27 protein-coding genes and 1 pseudogene are annotated in these 26,339 nt (G+C 38.0%); 10 read left to right on the top strand and 18 right to left on the bottom strand.

Features of this window, described 5'->3' with window-relative positions:
- Positions 1-27: 27 nt before the first annotated feature.
- From FCI53_RS05570 to FCI53_RS05540, 7 genes are all read right to left on the bottom strand, one after another.
- Positions 28-627 (bottom strand): hypothetical protein, encoded by a 600-nt coding sequence (locus FCI53_RS05570; RefSeq protein WP_138416682.1) that lies wholly within the window; start codon positions 625-627, stop codon positions 28-30.
- Positions 628-856: 229 nt separating this feature from the next.
- Positions 857-1,141, bottom strand: a complete 285-nt coding sequence (locus FCI53_RS05565) for a hypothetical protein (RefSeq protein WP_138416680.1) — start codon at positions 1,139-1,141, stop codon at positions 857-859.
- Between the two features lie 44 nt (positions 1,142-1,185).
- Entirely contained in the window at positions 1,186-1,818 is a 633-nt protein-coding gene (gene kynB / locus FCI53_RS05560; protein WP_138416678.1) for an arylformamidase, read from the bottom strand.
- Positions 1,819-1,824: 6 nt separating this feature from the next.
- Positions 1,825-2,745 carry a TIGR01777 family oxidoreductase gene (locus tag FCI53_RS05555; protein WP_138416676.1) on the bottom strand — a complete coding sequence of 307 codons (921 nt, stop codon included), beginning with the start codon at positions 2,743-2,745 and terminating at the stop codon, positions 1,825-1,827.
- 82 nt (positions 2,746-2,827) lie between these two features.
- Positions 2,828-3,010, bottom strand: coding sequence for a hypothetical protein (locus FCI53_RS05550; protein ID WP_138416674.1), 183 nt, complete (start codon positions 3,008-3,010; stop codon positions 2,828-2,830).
- 124 nt (positions 3,011-3,134) lie between these two features.
- On the bottom strand, positions 3,135-3,473 hold the full coding sequence (locus FCI53_RS05545; RefSeq protein ID WP_138416672.1) for a DUF3139 domain-containing protein: 339 nt from the start codon (positions 3,471-3,473) through the stop codon (positions 3,135-3,137).
- A 116-nt stretch (positions 3,474-3,589) separates the two neighbouring features.
- Positions 3,590-4,537, bottom strand: a complete 948-nt coding sequence (locus FCI53_RS05540) for an alpha/beta hydrolase (RefSeq protein WP_171038073.1) — start codon at positions 4,535-4,537, stop codon at positions 3,590-3,592.
- Between the two features lie 184 nt (positions 4,538-4,721).
- Here FCI53_RS05540 and FCI53_RS22290 point away from each other — a divergent pair.
- Positions 4,722-5,088: pseudogene (locus FCI53_RS22290) on the top strand (DUF6198 family protein).
- A gap of 131 nt (positions 5,089-5,219) precedes the next feature.
- Entirely contained in the window at positions 5,220-5,474 is a 255-nt protein-coding gene (locus FCI53_RS05535) for a DUF6198 family protein (RefSeq protein WP_138416668.1), read from the top strand.
- A gap of 54 nt (positions 5,475-5,528) precedes the next feature.
- On the opposite strand, the gene FCI53_RS05530 is transcribed toward FCI53_RS05535, so the two are convergent.
- Entirely contained in the window at positions 5,529-8,264 is a 2,736-nt protein-coding gene (locus tag FCI53_RS05530; protein WP_138416666.1) for a GTP-binding protein, read from the bottom strand.
- Positions 8,265-8,636: 372 nt separating this feature from the next.
- Here FCI53_RS05530 and adh point away from each other — a divergent pair, with 372 nt between their 5' ends.
- Complete coding sequence (gene adh / locus FCI53_RS05525; RefSeq protein ID WP_138416664.1) at positions 8,637-10,157, top strand: aldehyde dehydrogenase; 1,521 nt, start codon at positions 8,637-8,639, stop codon at positions 10,155-10,157.
- A gap of 64 nt (positions 10,158-10,221) precedes the next feature.
- Positions 10,222-10,587, top strand: coding sequence for a DUF779 domain-containing protein (locus FCI53_RS05520; protein ID WP_138416661.1), 366 nt, complete (start codon positions 10,222-10,224; stop codon positions 10,585-10,587).
- Between the two features lie 148 nt (positions 10,588-10,735).
- On the opposite strand, the gene FCI53_RS05515 is transcribed toward FCI53_RS05520, so the two are convergent.
- Positions 10,736-11,107: a putative zinc-binding protein gene (locus tag FCI53_RS05515; protein WP_138416659.1), complete on the bottom strand. Its 372-nt coding sequence runs from the start codon at positions 11,105-11,107 to the stop codon at positions 10,736-10,738.
- 372 nt (positions 11,108-11,479) lie between these two features.
- On the opposite strand from FCI53_RS05515, the gene FCI53_RS05510 reads away from it, so the two are divergent.
- Positions 11,480-12,610, top strand: a complete 1,131-nt coding sequence (locus FCI53_RS05510) for a CAP domain-containing protein (protein ID WP_138416657.1) — start codon at positions 11,480-11,482, stop codon at positions 12,608-12,610.
- 296 nt (positions 12,611-12,906) lie between these two features.
- On the opposite strand, the gene FCI53_RS05505 is transcribed toward FCI53_RS05510, so the two are convergent.
- Positions 12,907-13,284 (bottom strand): SET domain-containing protein, encoded by a 378-nt coding sequence (locus tag FCI53_RS05505; protein ID WP_138416655.1) that lies wholly within the window; start codon positions 13,282-13,284, stop codon positions 12,907-12,909.
- Positions 13,285-13,626: 342 nt separating this feature from the next.
- Here FCI53_RS05505 and FCI53_RS05500 point away from each other — a divergent pair, with 342 nt between their 5' ends.
- Entirely contained in the window at positions 13,627-14,007 is a 381-nt protein-coding gene (locus FCI53_RS05500) for a GntR family transcriptional regulator (RefSeq protein ID WP_138416653.1), read from the top strand.
- A gap of 3 nt (positions 14,008-14,010) precedes the next feature.
- A complete protein-coding gene (locus tag FCI53_RS05495) occupies positions 14,011-15,117 on the top strand; it encodes a DUF1648 domain-containing protein (RefSeq protein ID WP_246050026.1) in 1,107 nt (368 codons plus the stop codon).
- Between the two features lie 58 nt (positions 15,118-15,175).
- Here FCI53_RS05495 and gdhA read toward each other — a convergent pair whose 3' ends face one another.
- A complete protein-coding gene (gdhA, locus tag FCI53_RS05490) occupies positions 15,176-16,558 on the bottom strand; it encodes an NADP-specific glutamate dehydrogenase (protein ID WP_138416650.1) in 1,383 nt (460 codons plus the stop codon).
- 354 nt (positions 16,559-16,912) lie between these two features.
- On the opposite strand from gdhA, the gene gltC reads away from it, so the two are divergent.
- A complete protein-coding gene (gltC, locus tag FCI53_RS05485; protein ID WP_138416648.1) occupies positions 16,913-17,824 on the top strand; it encodes a glutamate biosynthesis transcriptional regulator GltC in 912 nt (303 codons plus the stop codon).
- A gap of 622 nt (positions 17,825-18,446) precedes the next feature.
- Positions 18,447-19,277, top strand: coding sequence for a CAP domain-containing protein (locus FCI53_RS05480; RefSeq protein WP_138416646.1), 831 nt, complete (start codon positions 18,447-18,449; stop codon positions 19,275-19,277).
- A 516-nt stretch (positions 19,278-19,793) separates the two neighbouring features.
- Here the strand turns inward: FCI53_RS05480 and FCI53_RS05475 are convergent.
- From FCI53_RS05475 to FCI53_RS05465, 3 genes are all read right to left on the bottom strand, one after another.
- A complete protein-coding gene (locus FCI53_RS05475; RefSeq protein WP_138416644.1) occupies positions 19,794-21,260 on the bottom strand; it encodes a protein adenylyltransferase SelO in 1,467 nt (488 codons plus the stop codon).
- A 284-nt stretch (positions 21,261-21,544) separates the two neighbouring features.
- Positions 21,545-22,477, bottom strand: a complete 933-nt coding sequence (locus FCI53_RS05470; RefSeq protein WP_138416642.1) for a D-2-hydroxyacid dehydrogenase — start codon at positions 22,475-22,477, stop codon at positions 21,545-21,547.
- 169 nt (positions 22,478-22,646) lie between these two features.
- On the bottom strand, positions 22,647-22,970 hold the full coding sequence (locus FCI53_RS05465) for a hypothetical protein (RefSeq protein ID WP_138416640.1): 324 nt from the start codon (positions 22,968-22,970) through the stop codon (positions 22,647-22,649).
- Between the two features lie 294 nt (positions 22,971-23,264).
- Here FCI53_RS05465 and FCI53_RS05460 point away from each other — a divergent pair, with 294 nt between their 5' ends.
- On the top strand, positions 23,265-24,467 hold the full coding sequence (locus FCI53_RS05460; protein ID WP_138416638.1) for a DUF4317 domain-containing protein: 1,203 nt from the start codon (positions 23,265-23,267) through the stop codon (positions 24,465-24,467).
- A gap of 58 nt (positions 24,468-24,525) precedes the next feature.
- Here FCI53_RS05460 and FCI53_RS05455 read toward each other — a convergent pair whose 3' ends face one another.
- From FCI53_RS05455 to FCI53_RS05440, 4 genes are all read right to left on the bottom strand, one after another.
- Positions 24,526-25,116 carry a hypothetical protein gene (locus FCI53_RS05455; RefSeq protein ID WP_138416636.1) on the bottom strand — a complete coding sequence of 197 codons (591 nt, stop codon included), beginning with the start codon at positions 25,114-25,116 and terminating at the stop codon, positions 24,526-24,528.
- Between the two features lie 140 nt (positions 25,117-25,256).
- Positions 25,257-25,721, bottom strand: coding sequence for a hypothetical protein (locus tag FCI53_RS05450; RefSeq protein WP_138416634.1), 465 nt, complete (start codon positions 25,719-25,721; stop codon positions 25,257-25,259).
- 91 nt (positions 25,722-25,812) lie between these two features.
- Complete coding sequence (locus tag FCI53_RS05445) at positions 25,813-26,052, bottom strand: hypothetical protein (RefSeq protein WP_138416632.1); 240 nt, start codon at positions 26,050-26,052, stop codon at positions 25,813-25,815.
- A gap of 48 nt (positions 26,053-26,100) precedes the next feature.
- Positions 26,101-26,298: an ATPase gene (locus FCI53_RS05440; protein WP_246050025.1), complete on the bottom strand. Its 198-nt coding sequence runs from the start codon at positions 26,296-26,298 to the stop codon at positions 26,101-26,103.
- Between the last annotated feature and the right edge of the window lie 41 nt (positions 26,299-26,339).

The following is a 26,339-nucleotide window of genomic DNA, read 5'->3' as shown; positions in this document are numbered from 1 at the left end:
AATAAAAAATCACCTACAGTACATAGTTTAATGATGCCACACGATTTCATCGATGATGACAGCCGCTCGAGCACTAAAACCATCCGCATATTCACTAGGATAATAATAGCCGATCGAGTAACTATCATTATTTTTTGAAAATCTAATGAAACGTCCAGTAAAACCATCTTTACTCACTTGTAACTCCTCTTCAGAAAAATCATAGCTATTTGAATCAAGTTCCGTAACGGTGAATCCTTCTGCTTTTAGATCATCCATGATTGTTTGTTTGTCCTGTTTCGTGATAAACAATCGAGCTTTTCGGTTTGGCTGGTCCGCAAAATTCGTATATGCGATAAAGGATGTTGGATCGGATTCCACAAGCATGTCTTCTGGTACATAGGTTGAAAATTCTAACTCGTCATGATGATGAAGATGAACTTTTATCTCTTCCTTTGTCCCCTCAATCTCCATCTCCATAAGCTTGTTCTTTTGCAAATCTGATTCTTCTTCGTTGGTCGTATCCGTTTGTTGTCCTTGTTCTTCATAGTCATCGGTTTCCGTGTTTTCGTTCGTTGTCATTTCATTGCTTCCACAGCCTGCTAAAAGAATAGCTAGGGCAATGATAACATACCAAATTATTTTCATATCGGTCATCCCTTTCTGCTTCATCAGTCATTAAACTTGACGAAAACAGATGAAAAAAGTTACAGAAAATGGAATAACTATTATTTTCTTACTCTCTACAGCCTACTTGATTGAGTTGTGTCATCCTTTCGATTGATTGTTAAAGTAAGTACATCCATAGAACGGAAGAATTGTCAATGATTAAAAGCCATAGGATGTGGTGTTGAACACAATCGTAACTGGTGCAAACTCATGATAACTCAACAATGAGCACTATAACGACATACGTTAATAAAACTAAGATCCCACCAGTCCACCATTTTTGTTTTGCTTTTGGGTTGTTTTTTAGAAGGATGAAGTTAAACCCACTATATATAAGACTAGTAAATGCGATCGTAATCAATGCTTCTAACCATTGAAACCGAAATGGTTCCCCCCAACTTATCAATACCCATAAATAAATATATGCATAAAAGGATAGTACTCCAATTAAGATGTTTCCTAAGTAAAAAATAATCTTTCTTACCGAACTCAAACCATCAACTCCTCTCATTTGCTCGCCAGTTACTCCCAAGTGAGCTATTCGTCAGTCTTTTTAAGCACTGCTCGAACAGGACTAGCATCCCCACCAGCAATTGATAATGGCAAAGCAATCAACTGGTAGTTGCCCGCCTCCACATCTTTTAGTATCAAATTTTCCATAATATAAATACCATGATGATGTAAAGAATGATGGGCACTTAATGACTCACTTTCTACGGGATCAACTGACGGACAATCCGTACCAATTAAATGGATACCCTTCTCTTGTAAAAAGGGACCTATATCTTCCCTTAAAACGGGATACCACTCAGGAAATTGCTGGTCAACACGGTCAAAGGAACGTAATAACAAACGAGTTACGCCATCAAGATCAAATGTTTCGAGCTCACTTCGTCCAATCGTTTTATGCCCTCGTACATCGACTACGAGAGCTGGACCAATAAACAAAGATACATCCATTTGATCAATCGTTGTGCCATTCGGATCATAATGGTACGGGGCATCAAGATGGGTTCCAGCATGAACACTTGTTGTGAACTCCCCAACATTTGCGAGTCCATTATGTTGATAACTATACGTTAATTGATATGTAAAAGAAGTATCACCAGGCCATACGCCCATATCATTGGTAAGAGGCATGGTGATATCGATCCACCTGTTCTGTTGCATGTATGATCACCTACTTTTTTTGTTGTTTTGAAATAGATTAGATAGAGCTTGTTCGAGACTAGGAAATAAAAATTCAAATCCTGCTTGCTGCAATTTAACTGGTAATACGTGTTGACCTTCTAGTACTAGTTTACTTTTTTGTCCAAGTGCTAGCTTCATTGCCAAAGCAGGAGCTGGAAACCAGTGAGGGCGATGTAAAACATTAGCTATGGTTTTTCCGAACGTCTCCATTGTTACTGGAGTTGGCGCGGTCAGATTAACAGGTCCTTGTAATTCATCTGTTTCAATAGCAAATGTAATCGCACGCACAACATCTGTCACATGAATCCAAGATACCCACTGTTTCCCCGAACCAACCGTACCACCAACAAACAGTTTATAAGGTAACGCCATTAATGGTAGGGCGCCATCTTCTTGTCCTAATACCACACCAAACCGCATCAAGGCAACATGGATACCATCTGCTTGTAAGCTGTTTGCTTTTTGTTCCCAATCTACTACTGTTTTACCAAGAAAATCCTTTGCTACTTGCTTCGAAGACTCAGTATAAACCATTTCATGAGATGCAGGATAAACACCAATTGCACTCGCATTAATGAAGACAGATGGTTTATTAGGCATTGCACGTATTAATCGAATCAATTCATCGGTCGCTTCCATCCGACTTTGATAGATTTGCTTCTGATGTTTAGCCGTCCATCTCCCTTTATTAATCGAAACTCCTGACAAGTTAATAAACACATCCACCTGACCAAGTTGCTTCTCCGGCACAGCATCTTGCTGTAACCATCGTACATAGGTAACACCTTCCCTTGATGCTTGCCTCTGTTTTCGTGTCAAAACCACCACGTCATGCCCTTGATTCAGTAAATAATCCGACAGTTCTCTACCAATAAAACCAGAACCACCAGCAATCACAATCCTCACTTAAATCGCTCCCCTTGAATGACATGCGCACAAAGGGGCATGTCCATTTATTTGAAGAAAAAAGACGGTCATAGCGGCCGTCTTATACATTTTGTATTTTTTTTAATATGTCTTGTGCATTGGTGGAGTTTGCTTTCGCTAATTTTTCTTTAAGTATTTGTTTGGTTGATTCATCACATTTTTCAAAAATCAAAAATGCTTTGACATCACTTGAGGTAACAAGTTTCCGGTAAAGTTTGGAGACACCTCTTTCGCTGGCACCCATTATCGAAGTAACTCCCTCCTTCATTATGTTGTTACAGTACATCCTATTCGATATGCGCCCAAAGTGTGCCTTCAAGTTCGGTACTAAACAGTTAAGAAAGAGGAGTTTAGATCGTTAAGGTTTGTTAAAATTCTTGATGTTTAGGCGTTTGATTGCCTTCTTCATTTACAACATCTACTTGCATCACTTGATTTGAATCTTGCTTATAGCTATAAAAATAGGTCACACTCGGCTCATCCGTAAATGTAACAACTGTTGCAGGTACATCTCGAGCTTCACCACCGACATCAACAACCGAGATATCGGCAATTTCAGAGTTTACCTCATAACCTTTTTCTGTTAAATAGGATAATGTATCATCTATTAACGCTTGATCTTGCTGCTTTTTTATGTAGATTTGACTTAATCCAACAAATAATAAAGCGATGATGGTTAAGATATACACAATCGTCCTTTTTTTCATTCTACTCGCCACTCCTACTAATCATTACGTCTCCTTCAATATAGGTTCGCATAAAGTGAATGTATAATCAATCCTTATCGAAACTGTTTTCTATTAAATACACGTCGGTCAAAGGATTACTCATTTAGAAATTCATGTATATACCCACATACTTGATTCCGAATTGGTTTTGATTCATTAAATAACGCATGTCTACCCTGTTCAATATATACAACTTTTGAATCAGGAAATTTCTTCGTTAAGAATGATACATTATATTTCCAATCAACTGTATCATCAGCAGTTCCTTGAATGATACAAGTTTTAGTTGCTACAGGGTGAAATGTTTGCATTGTTTTATTCCAAGCAATCAATGCTTTGGTCCAATCTAGAGGAATTTTTTCAGGTTGCAATGGATCGTTCCGTACCCAATCCAAATAGTCACGATTGGAAGAGTTTTGTCGAAATTGACGCTTTACTTTGCGAATAAATGGAAAAGCTTGAACCAGAAATACACCAAGCTTCGTTAACCACCAAAAATTGGACCGAACGACCGGGGCAACCAAGATCACTTTTTCAAAGGCATGGTTCGTATGTTTTAACACATAATTAGCTACAATCGCCCCACCTGTACTGTGTCCGATCGCATAAAGAGGACTTGGCATTTCCTGCTTTACTTTTTCCATCAAAAATTCCAATGTTGAGACATAGTCTGCAAACTGGTCAATCGAAGCAATTTCTCCTCCTGATAACCCGTGCCCTTGTAAATCATAGCTAACTACCGTATAGTGATGATCATTTAAATACCGAATAATATGTTTTAAGCTCCCAACATGATCTAAGTAGCCATGCAACAATATAACCGTTCCTTTACTCTGTTTGGGAGCAAATGTCTGAACGGTAATCTCCGTTTGATCCCTTTCTATTTTTCCAAAGTAAAGGTCGACTTGCTCATGATCCAACTCATAAAATTGCAAATAGCGTTGTAGATCTTCATCAATTGTAACCGGTGTTTGAAAATCTAGGTTTGGATTATTGCGAGCTAAACGATTGATCACGTTTTGCATTTTTTCTGATTGCACCATTGTTAAACGACTCCTTCTCATACTACATGATTATAAAGCGGCCGAATTATAATTTTTAGAAAATTTAATCTATTTCAAAAAATATGATATACTTATGCTATTAAAAAATCGATGAAAGAGATGATCATCATTACTGCAGAAACCACAAAGCGTTACCTTATTTTTTTGACTGGATTATTTTTTTATGGGGTTAGGGATTGCCTTAACCGTAAAGTCAGATTTAGGTACCTCTCCCATTTCTAGTTTACCCTATGTCGTCAGTTTATTAACACCACTTAGCTTTGAGCAACTCACTTGGATTAGCTATATTGTGGGTAGTCATACAAAACGCTTTGTTAAGAAAGGATTTTCGCCGATTTGATTATTTACAGATCATCGTCGGTTCTTTTTTCGGTCTGTCTACTGATTTAGGGATGTTTATTTTTGCTTTTGTCAAGATTCCTACCATTCTTACTATAATGAGTGGTATTATTACCGCTACGGAAATACACTACGCTTTCCATGGGTGGCTGATGAGCCTCGTTCGTCCCTCACTGCGGGGTCTCACCTAGGCCATTCCTCCCATAGGAGTCTCCGTGTTTTTCCTTCGCTGGCATTATGCTTTGAGAATTTTGGGAGATAATCAAATTTAAATATCGAATGTAAGTATTAAGATCCTCAAAAATAAAGCACACTTTTCTTCATGCGATGTATCGATGGCGAAGGGGTAGTCAAAGTCATTGCCCTGAAGTTAAGGAAAGAGTTTGGGATTGTTAAAATAGTCTTTGATTGGAGCTTAGTACTTAGTGCGGTCATCCTTTCAGTTATTGCCTTTCATACAGTGGAAGGTGTACGAGAAAGAACACTCCTTTCCGCATTTCTTGTCGGCTATATGGTCAAACAATTTAACCAATTATTTAGCAAACATATGAACATGGAAAAAGGCTTTACAGCGTAAAGATTTACTAAACAAGGCTACCTGTTTGGTAGCCTTGTTTTAATAAGATTACGATCATGATGAAGATTTCACAGCACGGCCCTTTGTTTGTGCCATCCATTGATACTGGCGTAAATTTAACTCAAACAATGTCAATGGATCACGATACAGCTCAGGACTTTCATGCATATTGGCTAACACTTCTTGATAATTTCCAATTGCTTCCTGCGATTCTTCTACCAATTGTTCTAACGAATCAAACGAATCAGCAAAAAATAAATGAATGTCACGTTCCAACCCATTTTCAAATAATTCAAACTGGTGCATAAACGAGTCCGCGACAGATTCTGCAATAGGGTGATAATCTTTTTTGTTAACATACTGCTTATATTTTTGTTTCAGCATGTTGGTATTCTGTTTAATCGAACCGGCTAGTTTTCCAACGCTTTGCAATAAAAATTGTGAAGGATTAAAATGCATGAGAACATTCACTTCCGGTAGTTGTACAGTCCCTAACGTTAATCGATCGACATCCCGATTCCAATCAGCAAACATTCGCTCATCACAGCGTAACAAGATGTTTTCATCTCCATATAATTGGTGGAAACTTTCACTCATTTCTTGTAAAAAGGTTTTGCTTTCCCCTAATGTCTGTCGGCTATCTTCAATCCAACGGTGCATACTGTTTCGGAAATTCGGTAATACCATTTCATTTATATACGTTGTTAGTCGATGATTCATCTCTTGATTTATCGAACGATTGATCGATGCAAAATCACTATCTTCCGTAATAATGTCGGCACTATCCCGTAAAACTTGTGGGATCGCTTCAAGTAATTCTTGTCTAACTTCTTCTTTCCTATCCATAAAGTCTTGCTTGATTTCTCTTGTTTTTTCCTCTTCAATGTCTCGAAGTTGGTAAATCGTTCCTTGCAACTTGGTCACCATCTCATCATTCCACTCAATCGTATCAATTAACGATTGTTCATATTCCACACGCTGTTCTAATAAGAAAGTAATCGATTCTTTTATATAATGAAGCATACTTGTTGTGCGCACTTGTTGTAAGTGTTCTCCATGAACGGATCTTAATAATGTTGCCAACTCCTCTAGAAGTTGATTGCTCTGATCATTCTTTGAGAAAGTAAATACTTTTGCATTTGGAAAATAGGAAGCAATTCGATCTGTCGTTTTGTCCACTAACTCAGTCGTCTCTTGGCTACTGGCAATTCGATCAACATTGCTTAATAAAAAGTGAATTGGAATAGATGGTGCTTGTTCCTTTATTTTCACTGCCATGTCTAGCTCTTTACCAGTAAGAATGGATTCAGCACTTAACACAAATAGCACGCCATCAGCTAGATATAGAGATTCAAACACATGTTGACTTTGACCGGCAAAGCCCGATGTTTCAATTAGTGCCAGTTGATTGTCTCTCAAAAAGGAAAATGGGTGTTGGCACCGAATCAAGCTTTTCTGGTTTTTCGCATAATCTTGAAATTCATGAAAATCATCAATTGGTAGACTTTCTTTATCCGTGACCACGTTCATATCTGTAGTTGAGCTATCCTTGAAAAGCACTGTTGCGGATGTTGGACCTTCTAAAAGTTCTTGATTTAGTAACGTGTTGACAAACGAAGATTTACTACTCGTCGCTGTTCCTGCAATCAGTAAATGATAATAATTTAAATCCATTAATTCATAAACCATCGCCTGCAAACGTTCACTAATTGGCACCCCGTTAGCCGTTGCCCACTTTTTAATTGACTCAAATAGTTTCAGTCCATCTTCCATAATCGTTGGATAAGAGATAGCGTCATCTAACATGTGCTCTGCTTCTTCTATTAACGATGCTTGAAGTTGTGATGGGAACATGTCGTTCCATGCCAAGATGGCTGTGGACACAATCGCTCGGTCCATTGTTGTTGCTAGTTGTAACCAATTAGCTAAAAGCTCCGGAATAATATAGGTAAAATCTTTAAGCAAATACCGACCATCAATTAAATGGAAATAAGCTTGTTTGTATTGGGAAGATAATTCCTTCCATGCATAAGCGTTTCCTTTCGGTAAATCAAAGGCATGCTGATTGATCTCTTCTAACCAGGAAAAATAAAAAGGCGTTGGTTGATAACTCTTCCACATAGCAACCGCTAATCTTTCAAATCGAGTCGGGTTCAATGTTTGTAATGTTGTAAGCACGTCTGTAAAAGCTCGTGGTTCCCATGTTGCGGTAATCCCCTGGTTGACATAGGATTCAAGCACTGCAAACCATTCTTTTTGTTCCGTACGAACTGCCTCTTTTACGGCCAATTCTATTGCATGGTCATCCGCTTGTATCTTTTCAAAAAAGGCACGAGCCATCTCTGTTACATCAGGATAATCAGGGTTTAATGCAACAGCTTGTTTAATCGACTCGATCGCTTGTTCCTGTCTGTCCATTTGTATGTATAATGAGAATTGTTGTAAAAGCACTTCTATTTGTAAAACATCGCCATCCATTTGTACTTGCTGGTATACTTGCTCTGCTTTGTCAAACTGTTTAAGTTCTAAATAGGCATCGGCTATATTTTTCTGTGCCCATGGTTTTAACTGACCAGTCACTTGCTCCCATTTAAACATAGCAGATTCATAGTCTTTGAATTGAAAATATACCTCACCTTGGGCAAAGCGAATGGTAGACAAGTCTCCCTCATCCCACTCTTTTTCCTCTATCAATTGTTGCGCTAATATTTCAATAGGATGCATGTTGTCGATCCCATTTGTATACAGTTCATAATATCCTTTATGAATTAATTGTTGTTCGATCGTCATCTTCATCCCCCACAGTCATTTTATACCATTTCAAAATAGTCATATCTATTATCTATTGTATCAAAATTTTGTTTTACATAATATTTCATTTTTCTATCAATTGTGGGACATGAGTCATATCCCTTCTTTTTTTCTATCATAATTATAGTACACGTAAATACTAGTCAAACTTATACGTCTTCGTTTACAAGGCTACAAATGGGAAAACTTCCCTGCTCAGAAAAAAATAGATTTCCCTCCATAAGTTTTCATAGTTTTTTCATATTCAACTAGATTAAGGCATACCTATTAGTTAGACATCACTGATCAACTAACTACATGATCGACATCGGATAAGTCCATGTCAGTTTATATTCAGGGAGGAATCGTAGAATGGTTTATGCATTTCCGAACACAGAAGGATCAAAGGTACAATTTAAACAACGTTATGGCAATTATATTAACGGCGAATGGAAAGCACCAATAAATGGTGAATATTTCGAGAACATCACTCCAGTTACGGGAAAAGTATTCTGTGAAGTCCCGCGTTCCACCAAGGAAGATATTGAACTTGCTCTTGATGCTGCCCATGCAGCAAAAGACGCTTGGGGCAAAACTTCTGTTGCAGATCGTGCAAACATTTTAAATAAAATCGCCGATCGAATCGAAGAAAACATAGAAACGTTAGCCGTTGCCGAAACTTGGGACAATGGGAAAGCTGTTCGTGAAACATTAAATGCCGACTTACCTCTAGCGATCGATCATTTTCGCTATTTTGCTGGGGCCATTCGCGCGCAAGAAGGCTCTATTGGAGAAGTGGATGAAGATACGATTGCATATCATTTCCATGAACCAATTGGTGTTGTGGGACAAATTATCCCGTGGAATTTCCCATTATTAATGGCAACGTGGAAATTAGCTCCAGCACTTGCAACTGGTAACTGTGTCGTCTTAAAACCAGCAGAACAAACACCGACTTCGATTTTACTATTCATGGAATTAATTGAAGATTTACTTCCACCAGGTGTTCTCAACATTGTGAATGGGTTTGGCTTAGAAGCCGGCAAACCGCTTGCCTCCAATCCTCGAATTGGAAAAATTGCCTTTACTGGGGAGACAACAACAGGTCGGATGATCATGCAGTATGCTTCTCAAAACATAATCCCGGTAACATTAGAATTAGGTGGTAAATCACCGAACATTTTCTTCAAAGATGTGATGGATGAAGACGATGATTTTCTCGATAAGGCAATTGAAGGACTTGTCATGTTTGCCTTAAATCAAGGCGAAGTATGTACATGTCCTTCAAGAGCATTAATTCACGAAGATATCTACGATGCTTTTATGGAACGTGTAATCGAGCGGGTAAAAGCCATTCAAACGGGGAATCCGTTAGACCCTAACTCGATGATGGGGGCCCAAGCATCCAGTGAGCAGTTAGAGAAAATTTTATCTTACTTAGATATCGGTAAACAAGAAGGTGCTGAATGCTTAATTGGTGGTGAGCAGAATAAACTCGGTGGCGACTATGCCGACGGGTATTACGTTCAGCCTACTATTTTTAAAGGAAACAACAAGATGCGAATTTTCCAAGAAGAAATCTTCGGTCCGGTATTATCTGTCACAACATTTAAAACAGACGAAGAAGCATTAGATATTGCTAATGACACCTTGTATGGCTTAGGTGCAGGTGTTTGGACGCGAAATATTAATAAAGCCTATCGGTTTGGTAGAGCAATTGAAGCTGGACGCGTATGGACAAATTGCTATCATGCTTATCCAGCACACGCAGCATTTGGTGGTTATAAAATGTCCGGTATTGGCCGTGAAAACCATAAAATGATGCTTGAGCACTACCAACAAACTAAAAATTTACTTGTTAGTTACAGCCCGCAAAAACTTGGCTTTTTCTAAAACAGATGCCTTAATTTGAAGTTGAAGGCCAACCATATCACTTAGTTTGTAAAAAGAGGTGATCGTGTTGACAGTCAAACGTGTCACCGCAACAAATGCTGCACTGGAATTAATCAAGTATTTACAAAACAAGCATGGAGACATACTCTTTCATCAATCAGGCGGTTGTTGTGACGGTAGTTCGCCAATGTGTTATCCAATAGATGATTTATTCATTGGGGAACAAGATATTCATCTTGGCGAAATTGGTGGTGCCCCATTTTATATACATGCGAACCAATATGAGTACTGGAAACATACCCAACTGATTATTGATGTCGTTGATGGTCGAGGTGGTATGTTTTCACTTGAAGGTGTTGAGGGAAAAAGGTTCTTAACTAGATCTCGCGCCTTTTCGGATGAGGAAATCCGGCAGTTGCGATCTAAGTAGCTAGGGTAAACTCCCATTCCAGTATATTCGTATAATATTACTAGAATGGGAGTTTTTAATTGATTACATACATCTAGTAATTGTAATAGAAGTCGTTGATGTATAAAAACTTATCCATGATGACGATTCTTTTACAACTACTAATGAATCATACTTGTGCTTTCCTATTTGAAAATTCGACTATTCGTTCATAAGCATCTTCTACCAATGTTGGATCCGGATCGACACCCTTTCGCTTGGGTACATTAAATTTTGATAAATCAAAATGATGGGTTGGTTCCACCTCATGTCTTGCTAATGAATGTTTACAACAAGACAATGGGCAACCATCAATGGCAATAATTTCACGGCCAGAAGTTGCCGTTCGAACGAGTGGTTTCACATCGCCCCCCACCCCTGCAATACAAGACATTTCGGCAATGTCTGCTCGGTCCATTTTGATCGCTACTTGATTTGCTGTTTGGGCAGCTGATGAACAGCCCGAACATGAATAAACGATAGGTAGGTCTTTTTTTCGCATCTGTTTTTTTCTCCTCTCCCTATTTAGCTTCCATTTACGAAGTAATACCACTATAGTTTATAAATTTAGAAAATTCAGTGATCAGGATCACTTCTGAAGCTTTTTATCCATATTCATAACATAACGAATGATCATTTTGCCTCCTGAGGTAAAACTTGCTACAATTAAGTGAAACTTCAATCAGTGGGATTTCCTTCCAACTCCCGTTGGTTGTTAGTACCGCAAGTAGAAACCCGCAGGCCTTGAATAAAATCGAACATTTACTGGCATCCCGCCCTCCACTTATCTTGTTTGGTTTCACGTAGATTGAAGTGAGGGAGACAAGCCGGTTACATGCGGGATAAATAGAAACACAAGACAGGAGTGTCTTTTTTGTCAAAAATCCGTAAATTCATTGGGATCATTTTTATTGTTGGGGTTTTTTGGCTCATTTATGGTAATACGTTTCAACAACAAGGTGCACGGGGAGTCGTGTCAGAAATTGGCGATGATGTCAATGCCATCAAGGAACATCCGAAAGTAGCCCAAGTGGCCAATTATCTCCACCATGAACTACAAGGCCTCCTATCCAAGTTGGACGAAACATTCGAAGACGAACAACAAACCGAACAAACGGAGCCCGAACAACCAACACTTGATGCTCCAAGTAACCAAGTTTTTTCTGTCTATAATATCGAACTTGGTGATGACAGGTCAGAGGTGGAACAATCGGTCGGTAGTCCCAATCGCTCTAGTTTGAATGAGTATGGCGTCAATTGGGTGAGCTATCACGAAGATTATCAAAATTTTTTCATGGTAGCGTATAATGAGCAAAACCAAGTGGCGGGAATGTACACCAATCAAGATCTGGTCACAGCCACAAACGAAATTGAATATGGTAGCTCAAAAGCATCCGTTCGTGATGCACTAGGAGAACCTTTAACTAGTATCCGTAAAGGGCTTGTTAACTATCAAATTGAAAACAATCAAGAACATGACACCTATCTCGTTGATGAAGATTATGTGACCATTTTTTATGATAAACACGAAAATAACACTGTAACAGCTCTGCAAATTATTAGTGGTGATCTCGAAACGCAAAAACCCGAATTCTTCGCTGAACCAAGTGAGAAATTGAAGGAAGGATTTGAACACCAACTATTCGATTTAACGAATGCGGCTAGAGTGAAACATGGATTATCGCCACTCACCTGGGAAACATCCGTGAGAACAACCGCTCGCAAGCATAGTTCAGATATGGCCCAGAATGGGTACTTCAGTCATACAAACTTAGAGGGACAATCCCCTTTTGAACGGATGAGTAATGATAATATTTCATTCCGTTCAGCTGGTGAAAATCTTGCCGCAGGACAACCAAGTAGTATTTTTGCCCATCAAGGATTAATGAACTCGCTTGGACACCGTGAGAATATATTAAAGGAACGATTTGAAAGCCTTGGGGTTGGGGTTGCATTTGATGAAGACGACCAACCATTTTATACGGAGAATTTCTTAACAAAGTAGCAACTTTGGCACTGTACAGTGCCAAAGTTGCTTTTTTAGATTGTTCGTTAAAAGATTGTCCCTGTGCAAAGAAATTCGTTTTCTTACATTATCAGTCTGTTTCTTCGATAGATAACGTATATTTTGGACCTCGGTTTATGTTGATCCTCTGTTGCTCGCACAAATTTTTTATACCTTTATAAACCTGTTCGTCGTTCCGCTATTTTTTAACGCAGATGAGATATAAATGGTACTACAAAAAGAGGCGACTACTATCTACACGACAGTAATCACCTCTTTACATCTTTATCGCCTTGTTAATCTTGATTAAACCAAAGCGGATCCTCATTATCCACATCACCATTGTAGTTGATAAAAATCTCCTGTCCTGCTTTTATATCTGTGTAAGCATAAAAGTCAAAGGTATGATTATCAAAATTAATCTCATACTCTGCATTTGGTTCATAAGAATGATTAAACAACATACCGTAGCCTAGAAGGATCGCAGAATGGTTGATCCCATACTCAAAAGCGTAATCAGCGAGTAAGGTTTTCTCTATATGTGGATGCTCGTCATTTGGATAAGAAATGACAGGTGCTTCATGAAAAAGCACGCCTTTTTTTATATCACATGTAGCAAACACACCTCTATTGAATTCTCCATCACTAACTTCAGATGTTTTGATCTCGATCATATTTTTCACCTACTCACTTTATAATTGTCCTACTTGATAATTGTAACATGAATTTAAGCTATACGTCATAAGTGATTAACTGCTAACAAAGCAACACTTTTGAAGAAAACAGTTTTTCCGCACAAACTTCCAACAGTATTTACACACATTGTTGTCAGAAAAACACTAATCGAACATGACTTTCTTAATCTTTAATCACTCCCCCACTCCTCTTCCTCACTTAACAAAGCGAATAGTCAAAACTGTTATAGACAATATATAACAATTTTGTTATAGTATGAGTAGAACAAAATTGTTATGCTATGTATATAACAGAAGAAATTAAGAATGGAGGCGTCTATAATGATCAGCCTAAACCCTGAATCAGAACTACCTTTATACAGACAATTAACCAACCAGATTATGGAGGCGATTGTCCGAGATGAGTTAGCAACGAACGATATGTTACCGTCTGTTCGTGCGTTTGCCAGTGACTTAGGTGTTAATATGCATACAGTCAACAAAAGCTATCATGAACTAGAGACAAAAGGCATTATCAAAATTGTTCCCAAAAAAGGTGCTATTATTATAGCTAATAAAAGGCAGCAAATTACTGCACACCAGCTCAATAAGTTAGGAGAAGCATTCCAACCACTTGTCGTAGAAGCTTTAGTAAACGGGATCAGTCAACAAGAGTTACAAGACCTCATCACGAAGGTCCTAGTAAAAATTAAGGAGGATTAACATATGGAGTTCATCATCTTATTTATTACCATATTATTTGTTAGCATCTTACAGATTACAATACCATTTCTTGTCAAACGCAATGTCGTTTTTGGTGTCACAATCCCATATGAACATGCGCAAGATCCCAAAATCATGCAGTATAAAAAGCGATATGCACTGATCACAGCAATTATTTCAGTTATCGTTTTAATTGGATTTCTTATTTGGAGTCAAGTAAATACATTGCAGCAACCTAAACTCGTCCTAACAGGGAGCATTCTTCCCTTTGTTATTCTCTTCACTAGTATGATCCTTTATTTTTTCTTTCACTACAAACTATCCAAACTTAAAAGAGAGGAAGATTGGTATAGCAATATTCGGCAGGTTCATGTTACCGATTTACGAGCACGAGCAAAGGATGAAATGCTCTCTTCCTTCGTGCACTTGATTCCAATGGTGATCACCGCTACGTTGATTCTATTATCTGCGAATTTATTTGAGCAATTGCCAAATCAAATCCCGATTCATTGGGGTGCAGACGGACAACCTGATGCATTTACGGACAAAAGTTGGATCTCTGTGTTGAACCTACCGTTCATTCTCTTGATCATGCAGGCGATGTTTCTTGCAATTAACATTTTTACTAAACGTTCAGGGATTAAAATACAAGCTGGAAACGTGACGTCCTCCACATTACGTCAATTACGGCTACGAAAATATTCAAGTTGGTTTTTATTTCTAACCAACATTTTAATCACAATATTGTTCTCTTTTTTACAATTGAATTTGCTCTACGACCAACTTTTCAGTGATAGATGGTTACTGTTTTTTCCATTTGGATTTTTATTCGTTATGTTGATTGGTGCGCTCGTACTAGCTGTTAAGGTTGGTTCGGTGGACTCTGATTTGGAAGGAAAAGGAATAACAGGACAAACGAACGAGCAAGAAAGCGTGGATGAGGATAAGTATTGGAAGGGTGGAATTTTCTACTTCAATCCGCATGATCCTTCTATTTTTGTGGAAAAACGATTTAGTATTGGCTGGACATTAAATTTTGCCAATCCAATTGGTTATGTTGTAGTATTCTTACCTGTTATTATCATATTAATCTTGTCCTTTACATTGTAAAAAATGCGATATTAAATGATAAGAAATAGAAAAGGGACAAGGTACTGTCCCCTTGTCCCTAATTTACGCCTTGAGCGATCATTGCATCTGCTACTTTTTTAAATCCGGCAATGTTAGCACCTGTTACTAAGTTTCCTGCCACACCGTATTCTTCAGATGCTTGCACACTGTCTTGATAAATGTTTTTCATAATTTGCTTAAGCTTACCGTCAACTTCTTCAACAGTCCATGCTAAACGTGCACTATTTTGCGCCATTTCTAACGCAGAAACTGCAACCCCACCTGCATTAGCTGCTTTAGCAGGAGCAAATAATACGTCGTTATCCATAAATGTATGAATTGCGTCTAGAGTTGTTGGCATATTTGCACCTTCACCGACTGCTTTCACACCATTCTCGATCAACATGTTCGCACTCTGTTCATCAAGTTCGTTTTGTGTTGCACATGGCAAGGCAATGTCACATGGTAGAGACCAAATCCCTGCACAACCTTCCATATACAATGCATTCGGATGATGGTCAAGATAATGGTAAATACGCTTGTTTTCAACCTCTTTTAGTTGTTTAATTGTTTCAAGGTCAATACCATTAGCATCATAGATATAACCACTAGAGTCACTACATGCAATAACTTTGGCACCTAATTCCGTTGCTTTTTCTATTGCATAGATAGACACATTCCCTGAACCTGATACAACAACTGTTTTATCTTTAAAGCTTAATCCATTATCTTTTAGCATTTCGTCAACAAAGTAGACAGTACCATAGCCTGTAGCTTCTTTACGCCCTAAGCTACCACCATAGCCAAGTCCTTTTCCAGTAAGTACACCAGCTTCATATGCACCACGAAGCTTCTTATATTGCCCAAACATATAACCAATCTCTCTTGCGCCAACACCAATGTCACCAGCTGGTACATCGACATCAGGTCCGATATGGTTTGCTAGTTCATTCATAAAGCTTTGACAGAAACGCATGATTTCTAAGTCTGATTTCCCTTTCGGATCAAAATCAGAACCACCTTTACCTCCGCCAATTGGCTGACCAGTTAAGGAATTTTTGAAAATTTGTTCAAAGCCTAAAAATTTAATAATACTTGCATTAACAGATGGATGGAATCTTAATCCACCTTTGTACGGTCCTATCGCATTATTAAATTGAACACGGAAACCACGATTCACCTTAACTCTTCCCTGATCATCAACCCATGGCACACGGAAAGTAAGCAAACGATCTGGTTCTACCATTCTTTCTACAATTGCATGGTCGATGTATTCTGGATGTTTCACTAAAACAGGCACTAACGAGTCTAATACTTCTTTTGCTGCTTGATGGAACTCCACTTCATTTGGATTACGCTTTTCAATAATCTTCATGATACGCTCTACATATGCTTGCACATTTTCTTGTTTTGTTTGTTGGACATCTTCCATCGTTTTCATATTTTCAGCTCCTATAAACGTTTTCCTTTTTTAAGTCGTATTTTCATTTTATAATTAAACAAATGATAGTTACAATATAAATAAACGATGAGATCAATGCGTTACTTGCATTATTGAACTTGCTAAAAATTTTGATTTAACAGATTAAAACTGAATGGAGTCATTTTAAGAAACAGAGTCTCCATATCCCTTACACAACCCACTATTGGGTTAGCACGTATTTTAATTTAGAAAAAAATACTCTGAATTATCTATTTATAATGAAAAAAAAACACCTTACGATAATAGTTTTATATGTATTAAAACGATAAAATCAATGCACAAAACGCATGAATTGAAATGGAGTGAATAAATTTGGAGATTAGGCAAATTGAGTATTTTATGGAAGTAGCAAAAAGAGAGCATGTAACTGAAGCTGCAGATGCCTTACATGTAGCACAGTCATCAGTTAGTAGGCAAATTTTTAATTTAGAGAATGAATTAGGCATCGATCTATTTTTTCGCGAAGGTAGAAGGGTAAAACTAACACCTTTGGGAAAACTTTTCTTAAAACGAATGAAACAGTCTATGAACTTAATGGAAGATGCGAAACGCGAGGTTAAAGAATATCTAGACCCTGAAAAAGGAACTGTACGAATTGCCTTTCCAATCAGCATGGCTGCACATATCTTACCGTCGATTATCTATTCCTTTCGCTTGCGCTATCCCGAAGCAAGATTTCAAATGAGTAATGCGCTCTATTATGATTTAATCGATGGGGTTGTGAATGGCGAATTTAACTTAGCCATGATTGCACCTATGCCAAAAAAAGAAAAAGCAGATAAATTCAACGGTACCACTTTATTTAGTGAAAATATTGTTGTATTACTGCCACTTCATCATCCCTTAGCACACCGTTCCTCTCTCTCCTTACGAGAGCTAAGAAACGATCCATTCATTGTGTTACCTGAGGGCTATGTGTTCCGTAATCAAGTTGTTAAATCATGTACAAAATCTGGTTTCTCACCACAAATTGCTTTTGAGGGCAAAGATATCGATGCATTAAAGGGATTGGTTTCTGCCGGTTTAGGCATCGCACTGATGCCAGAAATGACGTTGGTTGATAACACTCCTCGTTCAACTGTAAAAATACCTTTAGAAGACCCAAACCAAACGCGGTCCGTAGGTGTTATTTTTCCAACTTCTCGAAAATTATTACCAACAGAAGAATTATTCTATGAATTTTTATTAGAAACCTACGACCGCCTACATCATTTTAATAAATAATTAAAGCTTGTTACCCCGGTTAATATTACAAATTATTATATTTAACATAACAAAGAAAATAAAACCATCGCAGTTCTCATTTCGATTAGTGGAACTCGGTGGATTTTGTTTTTGTACTTTTGTTAAAAGGAAATACAATCAACATTTCTCTGCAAAAAATAAAGCGAATATCATATAGTTTATATATATTTTTTCACCTTACCTACGTGTCCAATCCTCACCTTGACTACCCACGACTTAGCTAAAGCTTGAAGTGGGGGATTCCTACGAACACCAGTGTAACCACCAGTTACCTGAGTAGGCTCTACCCGTAGTCCCTACGGTGAAAGCTTATATCTTGTACGTTGGACTCTCCGCACTCCCTACTCTGCTTGTTTTTCGCTACTTCGGTACGTGTGGCGCGATTGTATATTTTACGCAAGTGTTTTGCAAAAAGGCGATTCATCCCCCCACTTACTCATTGGGCTTTGCCCTTCACATTCCTTGAAGATGGGGGTTCTCGCCTACTTATTGATAAAATTACAGTCTTGTGTAAAGAGCTGCTTCATTTGTTTTATATTTCCATCTTTATTTTTTTAAAAACATGAAAAACTAAAAATAAAACAGAAAAGGAGTTTATATCATGCATAAAAAATGGACAATACTATTTATCAGTTTTCTAATGATACTTTTAGTAGCATGCAATACAAATGACCAAGCTTTAAACAATGAAAACAATGGAAATGACAACATTTCAAGTCTACAAACCGATTCCAACAGTGACAGTTATCCACACACGCAACCGGTCAGAGTTCAAGAAGCGAAGTATGAGTTTAAAGCAGTTGATGAGAAACAAGCGAAAAATCATGGTATTGTTGAACAACAACTACGCAACTTAGAACAAGCACAACAACACACAAAACAACAAGATACTCAACAAGAACAAAATACTCAACAAGAACAAAATACCCAACAGCAACAACAGCAGCAGCAACAAACACAACGTCAAGATCAGACACAGCAGCAACAAAATCAAGAGCAAGAGCAAGCAGACCAAGGAACACAACAGCAAGATAGTCCCACACAAGAAGGCGATACAGATGATTTTGTCTCATCTGTGATCGAATTAACGAATGCAGAAAGACAAAACCAAGGTTTACCTCCGTTACAAGCGGACAGTCAATTAAATAATGTCGCAAAAGCAAAAGCAGATGACATGCAAGAGAACAGCTATTTTTCACACACTAGTCCAACCTATGGTTCACCGTTTGATATGATGAGGGATTTCGGCGTCTCTTACCAATCTGCTGCCGAAAATATTGCACATGGACAACGTTCTCCAGAAGAAGTTGTCGACGCTTGGATGAACAGTGAAGGTCATCGCGCCAATATCCTAGACGAGAATATGACCCATATTGGTGTTGGCGTTGAAAGAACTGGTTATCACTGGGCACAAATGTTTATTAAAAAATAAAGTGTAGAAAGAAGTAAGCTCGGTTTAAACGCCGAGCTTTTTATTTATGGCTGTTTTTACTGTATAATGATCGAATCATACAGCTTTATTCTTGTTCTAATAACAATTAGATTGTTAAATTTAGGAATGATCATATTAACTTTGGTTCTTGTAAAGCCGCTCGTGTTCTTTCTTTTTCAGGAATTTTCACGTAACACAATTGACAGACAAACTCGTCTCGGAATTTAATAACTCTCGGCGTTAGCAGTTTGCATCTAGGACATTGATGTTTTTGCATGAAAATCCTCCTCGTCTATTCTTGGCTGTATTTACAATCACATTGTTTCATTACCCCTTATTCCTGTTTTTTAACCCTACAACTTTTCGTCAATTAACAACAATCCGTCCGAATAACACTATAACTTCTACTAATCGCAAACGATATAGCACATGCGCATTTTACATACGAAAGAAATTATCAATAAATAAGAGGAACGACCAATTTAGGAGTCGTTCCTCTAAAGCGTCCATATAATCTTAAGTTCCACAGTAAGTACGGTATGGAACATCTGTTGCCGGTGGCGGTGAACAGTATTCTCTTTGATCCGCTGAGTGAGCATATGGTCGAGATAAGACATCAAGAAGTTGTTTTAACACGCTATAGTCGTCGTTTTCAACCGCAGCCTCCAACGCTTCCTCCACTCGATGATTACGCGGGATTACTGCGGGATTACTGTTACGCATCAATTCGTGAATCGCTTGTTTTGATTGGGCTTGACGTTCGAGACGTGCTTGCCACTGTTTTTTCCAATCAGCGAATTCATTGGTGTTAAACAATGCCATCTCGTCATATTGATCAAAGGTCAAAGCACGGAATGTATTGGTATAGTCTGAACCACTATCTTCCATCAACTGCAGTAAATCTTCAATTAACCCTTCATCTTCTTCCTCTTGATTACTGATTCCTAATTTCGCTCGAATTCCTGTGAGCCAGTAGTTATGGTGTACCTGCAAATAGCGTGCAACTTCGTCCTGAGCTATCTCAACTGCTTGGTCTTGATTCTCGTGTAAAAGTGGTAATAATGCTTCAGCAAATCTTGCTAAATTCCATCCACCAATGCGAGGTTGATGGCCATAAGCGTAACGCCCTTGAGCATCAATCGAACTAAACACGGTATTAGGATCGTACGTATTCATAAAGGCACATGGACCATAATCAATTGTTTCTCCACTTATTGTCATATTGTCGGTATTCATTACTCCGTGGATGAAACCGACAAGTTGCCAATTCGCAATCAGTTTCGCTTGGCGGTCACTCACTTCCCTAAGAAATAACCGATAGCGCTCCACGTCTTTTACCAAATGAGGAAAATGACGCTCAATCGCATAGTCCGCCAATGCTTGCAATTGTTCTTTAGTTCCCCATTTTCGCGCATATTGGAATGTCCCAACACGTAAATGACTAGATGCCACCCGCGTTAGGATTGCCCCAGGTAATGCGGTCTCACGCATGACTGACTCCCCTGTTGTCACGACAGCTAGACTTCGATTCGTTGGAATACCAAGTGCATGCATGGCTTCACTAATAATGTATTCACGTAGCATTGGGCCTAGCGTTGCTCGTCCATCCCCACCGCGTGAAAATGGTGTTCTACCGGAACCTTTCAGTTGGATATCAATACGTTCCTCTTGTGGGGTGATTTGTTCTCCTAGCAGTACAGCCCGACCATCTCCTAACATCGTAAAATGACCAAATTGGTGTCCTGCATATGCTTGTGCAATTGGCATTGCCCCTTGAGGGATTTCATTACCAGCTAAAATAGACACACCCCCACCCTGTTGTAATGCTTGTCCATCGAGTCCAAGGGATGATGCTAACGTTTCATTAAATAGAACCAATTCAGGCTCACGAACTGGAGTTGGATTCGTGTTTGCAAAAAAAATGTCTGATAAACGAGCATAGCTGTTTTCAAAATTCCATCCTGTTTTTGCTTTATCCGTCATTCTATCTCCTTCTTCGCTTGATATTGTAGTTGATTGAATAAGTTAAGTTTTATTAAGAAAAACTTTATTCCTAGTGTCCACTGATCACGCCTATATTATCCCGCGTCAAAATAGTGTAAGATCTTCGCTTAAATCCTGTTAGAATGTTGAACAGAACCGAACATATACTGGCAGCTCACCCATTAATTTTTCACCTCGCAGTGTGAAGTGGAGGCTTCCTGCCAGTTACATGTGGATAAAGTCAAACACCATCTCTCGTCATCACCTACCACGTCCTTTCACGATTAATACCCCCTCGTTACATCGACTTTATTATGTAATACCCCGTTGTTTTCAATGGTATTTAGCGTATCTAAAAAGCATTCAGCAGCTTCCTCAACGGTAGTGACAGCTGATATATGTGGTGTGATCAACACGTTTTCATGGTTCCACAATCTATTTCCCTTTGGTAACGGCTCTTCTCTAAACACATCGAGAACTGCTAACCTTATTCTCCCATCATCCAACGCACGCAACAGTGCATCATCGACAATAGAAGAACCACGTCCAACATTAATGAAGACAGCATGCGTCAAGCGAGTAAAGAATTCCTCCCCAAAAAGTTGTTCCGTACTGTCTGTTAATGGAAGTGTGTTGATGACTAGATCAGCATCATGTAATTCTTCGGTTTCAGTGGATACGGCATACACATCACGAAAATAGTCTTTTTGTTTTCCACTTAACGAAACACCGACTACGTCCATGCCAATGGTGGAAAAGATTTTGGCAACTTCCTGTCCTATTTCACCAGTCCCATACACCATCACTTTTTGCCCGTTAATCAACTGCGGTTCCTTAGGTTGCCACTTTTTCTCGTTTTGATGCGCTCTGAAATAGTCATGTTCCTGCATATCTTTAAGGTAATAACTTAAACAATATTGACTAATACGACTACCAAAGGAACAAACTGTACGGGTTAATAACACATCTTGTTTCCATTCCCTGTTATACACATATGGATTCACCCCTGCTCCAAACGAATGGACCCATTTTAGATTATAAAAATCAAAATTCGCAGTCGGTTCAAACGATACATAGGCATCCGCCCACTGCAGGTCATCGACTGTTACTTCTGGTGCTGGCTTAAAACGAAACTCCTGTCGATAGGCATCCGCGTTAATTTGTTCTTTCATAGCATTTGCAAGCTTACCCGCTATTAAAATGTTTTGGATCTCCACAAAATCTCCCCCTAAATCCCTTAATTTATATACATCCATCATACCTTATACTTTTTGTGATTGCAGTAGTAAGCATTATGCCCTGTAAATAATTATTACAAAATCTTGCCATTCTCCCCCTTCTTGCTAGCACAGAACTCACTTATGCATACCTTATAAGAATAAATAATTATTTGGCATTAGTCTTTAACCTTTTTCTCAAACAAAAAGTAAATAGTATACATATAAAAATAAAGAAAAGTACAACCAACGCAAAAAATGAATTAGGACTTTCTGTTGCAAATGCCCAAGCAGGTGGGGATTCTGTCTCCCATTGCGTGGGGCGATTAAGGTCATATTGACTTTCTCTATAAACAATAGCCCATGTTTGATAAACCTTTGCAACAATAAACCCAAGAACATAGCCGATAAAGATTGCTAATAAGTAGTCAACTATAGTAGCAAACATCTTCTTTCCTTCATTTGTGACCCGATCATTTTCTTCCTTTTCCAAACGCTCATCCCCCTCTTTATCTCCTACACACGTTTAGGTACTATTCATCGCAAATCTATATTTATATTATCATATCTCCCCATTTAATCGGTTGGGCGATCTTCTTTTAGACCTTATGTAAAAATAATGTATTGGTGTTTTCATCTAATAACATACGTGTATTATTTCATGATCAGGTATATCTTAATAAAAACTTATAAACTGGGACAGAAAACCTGTCCCCTTGTCCCAGTTGTGTTAAAATAAGAAAATGCGTCTTCATACATATAATATCATTTAGGAGTGGGGAGCTTTATGAACAAGAAGGACATAGCAGATATTCGAAAACAATTTAAAGTCAATAATGATTTACTGAAAATCACAGAGATATTTAATGTTTATATTATGAAGGAATCGAGTGATATTTACCATTATCAGAGCCAACCATTTGAAATGTTAGAACCTGATCAACAAGAATTGTTCATGGCTAATTTTAAAAAACTTCTAACTGGTCAGCTCGATCAAAAGTTATTTGAATTAAAATTCCAGAGCGGTGTCGAGGACAGTAGTCAACTAATTTTACATCAAGGATTATTAAGTGAAGATACAGAAAGCTGGAATGAGCAAATGCTTCGTATCGTTGCAAAAATGTTGGAAGATCGCCAATATGACATGGATATTGTTGTCACATTCATTCGCGGAGAGTACTTAAAGCCGATGAAGCGTCGTAGTGAAGAATCAGAAGAAAGCGAACGGGATACTGTCTATTCCAACCCTTTTGTGCTATGTAGTATTAATAAAACGCAAGATCCAAAAAAAGAATTGCTGTTTGACTATGTGGAAAAAGAATTCAAATACAATGTTGTGGTGGATCCAATCATCAATCTAACCGCACCAATCGGTGGATTTCTTTTCCCTTGTTTCACCGATCACGCTGCCGATGTCAACCGTATTCTATACGCTGCCAGTAAAGCCTATGAACCTGATTACCGGTTTATCGAAGATGTGTTGAATGGTGAGGATATTATGACAGCTCAAGAAGATAAAGTCGTGTTTGAAGAAATAGTCAAAGACGTGACAGGAGACCAACTCAATACGTCCACTCTCTCCAATGTCTATGAAGAAATCAATCGCGTGATTGAAGATAATGAAGAAGACGAGGCACCTACATTAGACTACAAAGATGTTGGACGAGTATTGAAAATGAGCGGTGTAGAAGATGTCGATGACGACAAAGTCGAGTCAGCTTTCAAAAAAGTAATCGACGACCACAGTTATGAGCTCAAGGCCCAAAATGTCGTACCAAAGTATCAATCAAAATCGATTAAAATTGAAACAAAAGTCGCCAATGTTTCGATAAGCCCACAAGATCTAAGCTATGTTAGGCGGGTTAACTTTAATGGAAAACGGTATTTAATGATTGAAGTGGAAGAGGATACGATGATCGAAGGATTTACCATGATCCCTGAAGCATTTGGCAAGAATGCAGAAGATGAAGAACCACCAAGTGAAGAATAACAAAATAAACCATCTGTATGATGAATGGATCATGCAGATGGTTTTCAGCTATTTTCGCTTATGAAGAAGAAACAAAAAACCATTTCTCCCCCATTGGAACAATTTCTTTGAAGTCACCGCCAAAATCTCTTCTATCTGGCTCCTCGCCATTTTCACTATAAACAAAGCCAGAAAAATTATCTAACACCCCGCGGGAAGTAAAAAACAAAACAGACAAACGATCGCTTTGTTTTTCTAAAACCACATCCCCACCACTCGATAATGATCGATATTTTGTTGGTAGCTCGATCAATGTATCATTATGTGATACATTTGGCTCGAGCGTTTGGTTATCAATTTGTTCAATCACTTCCAGTCGTTTCTGTTTATTCCAATAAAAATCCGTTTGAATCGCAAGCTGATGAAATGGAATTAAAAACACGAGCAGTGTCGTTACGGCAATAACCGTTACAGGCTTCCAATCTTTTTTTCTGACCCACTGGACAATCGATAAAACCCCTGCAACAATAAAAAATCCATAAAACACCAACCAAATAACAGGCAAAAAAAACACTGTAAAAAGTCCAACAAGTTGCCATTCAAAAAATTTAAACACTAATAACAAAACGCTTGCAAAAATCGCAAGCCAGAACATAACACTTCGTTTCATTCTCAATACCACCTATCGAATGGATGTTATATATAGAATTTCTATGTATATTTACAGTGTACTAACTCTGTTGATATTGTCAAATGTTTCAAATAATACAAAAACTAGAACTATATATATGGATAGTTCTAGTTTCTTCACTAATTATATCTATTTCGTTTGTCATGATTAGATGCCGCAACATTCATCGCCCCAATTAATAGAATGACCGTGAATACTAATAACATAAAATAAAAAAATAATTTACCTTCAATAAACAAAAATATAGTAAATAAGCATAACTGAAAACATCCTAGCACTAGTTTTAAGAAGTTGGCACGGCTATCCGCTTGTTCCTTACGCGTTACTAAATTCGTGACCCCCATCCATAACAAACAAGCACAAGAAACAATATACATACTTAAAGGGACAAAAACATCATGAACAAGACTTAAATGCTCATTATCCTTTATATAACTATAACCATCCTTAATAAAATTTATGATCGACATGTTCGCAATTTCGCCTGATAATTTTTTGGCAACAATCGCCAATCCTAAACTAACAATAATGGTTATTAATTGCGTCATGTTATCCTGAAAAATCTCTTTCCCGTAATTTATCATTACCTGCACCTCCCATTTCTACTCTATGAAGCGAAGTAGAAAAATAGGACAAGTCTTTTAAATATTTTGATAGTGATAAAATAGGAAAAGACTACTCCGTGCACTTACATTGATAGTCTACGAAATGATAGTCACGATATAATTGAACGTCTTTAAAATCTCGATTAACAGATTGATAAACTTTTACTAGAGGAGCAACATCCTGTTTAGCAAATTCAGCAACTTGTTTCTCTATACTTGTCTTATTATTTAAAAGATATTGATTCATATCCTCAACAAGGTCGTTATGTTCACAAACATCGTAAGTTACTGCAATATAATAGTTCTCCATTAGATCACTCCTCACTCATGTTATACATTTTAACCAACATTTCCTCATTTAGATTTGTGATTTTCGTTTGATTATACGCTCTGTAATAAACCCTGCAAGTGCTCCCAATTGCAATTGGAAGTAATGAAATTTCGGTATATGACAATGAAATACAAGCAATTCCAAATTCGTTAAAAAACCGATGAAATAAAGTACTACCATTGTTCCGAATGAAACAATCAGTGGAATCCACAGCTCTTTTTTCACGACATACACCTTCTTTTTACTATCTAATATAGGTTGCACCA

Origin of the sequence: Aquibacillus sediminis (assembly GCF_005870085.1) — a bacterium.
GTDB lineage: Bacteria > Bacillota > Bacilli > Bacillales > Amphibacillaceae > Aquibacillus_E > Aquibacillus_E sediminis.
Note: the sequence above shows the minus strand (reverse complement) of the source record. Positions and strands in the feature narration are given on the sequence as shown.

Coding starts and splice junctions, on each gene's coding strand:
- FCI53_RS05450 (WP_138416634.1), bottom strand. CDS start 25,721: ATGATAAATTACGGGAAAGAGATTTTTCAGGATAACATGACGCAATTA.
- FCI53_RS05505 (WP_138416655.1), bottom strand. CDS start 13,284: ATGATCGAGATCAAAACATCTGAAGTTAGTGATGGAGAATTCAATAGA.
- FCI53_RS05455 (WP_138416636.1), bottom strand. CDS start 25,116: ATGAAACGAAGTGTTATGTTCTGGCTTGCGATTTTTGCAAGCGTTTTG.
- FCI53_RS05515 (WP_138416659.1), bottom strand. CDS start 11,107: ATGCGAAAAAAAGACCTACCTATCGTTTATTCATGTTCGGGCTGTTCA.
- FCI53_RS05550 (WP_138416674.1), bottom strand. CDS start 3,010: ATGGGTGCCAGCGAAAGAGGTGTCTCCAAACTTTACCGGAAACTTGTT.
- FCI53_RS05480 (WP_138416646.1), top strand. CDS start 18,447: ATGCATAAAAAATGGACAATACTATTTATCAGTTTTCTAATGATACTT.
- FCI53_RS05495 (WP_246050026.1), top strand. CDS start 14,011: ATGGAGTTCATCATCTTATTTATTACCATATTATTTGTTAGCATCTTA.
- gdhA (WP_138416650.1), bottom strand. CDS start 16,558: ATGAAAACGATGGAAGATGTCCAACAAACAAAACAAGAAAATGTGCAA.
- FCI53_RS05500 (WP_138416653.1), top strand. CDS start 13,627: ATGATCAGCCTAAACCCTGAATCAGAACTACCTTTATACAGACAATTA.
- FCI53_RS05570 (WP_138416682.1), bottom strand. CDS start 627: ATGAAAATAATTTGGTATGTTATCATTGCCCTAGCTATTCTTTTAGCA.
- FCI53_RS05535 (WP_138416668.1), top strand. CDS start 5,220: ATGCGATGTATCGATGGCGAAGGGGTAGTCAAAGTCATTGCCCTGAAG.
- adh (WP_138416664.1), top strand. CDS start 8,637: ATGGTTTATGCATTTCCGAACACAGAAGGATCAAAGGTACAATTTAAA.
- kynB (WP_138416678.1), bottom strand. CDS start 1,818: ATGCAACAGAACAGGTGGATCGATATCACCATGCCTCTTACCAATGAT.
- FCI53_RS05445 (WP_138416632.1), bottom strand. CDS start 26,052: ATGGAGAACTATTATATTGCAGTAACTTACGATGTTTGTGAACATAAC.
- FCI53_RS05475 (WP_138416644.1), bottom strand. CDS start 21,260: ATGACGGATAAAGCAAAAACAGGATGGAATTTTGAAAACAGCTATGCT.
- FCI53_RS05460 (WP_138416638.1), top strand. CDS start 23,265: ATGAACAAGAAGGACATAGCAGATATTCGAAAACAATTTAAAGTCAAT.
- FCI53_RS05530 (WP_138416666.1), bottom strand. CDS start 8,264: ATGACGATCGAACAACAATTAATTCATAAAGGATATTATGAACTGTAT.
- FCI53_RS05540 (WP_171038073.1), bottom strand. CDS start 4,537: ATGGTGCAATCAGAAAAAATGCAAAACGTGATCAATCGTTTAGCTCGC.
- FCI53_RS05545 (WP_138416672.1), bottom strand. CDS start 3,473: ATGAAAAAAAGGACGATTGTGTATATCTTAACCATCATCGCTTTATTA.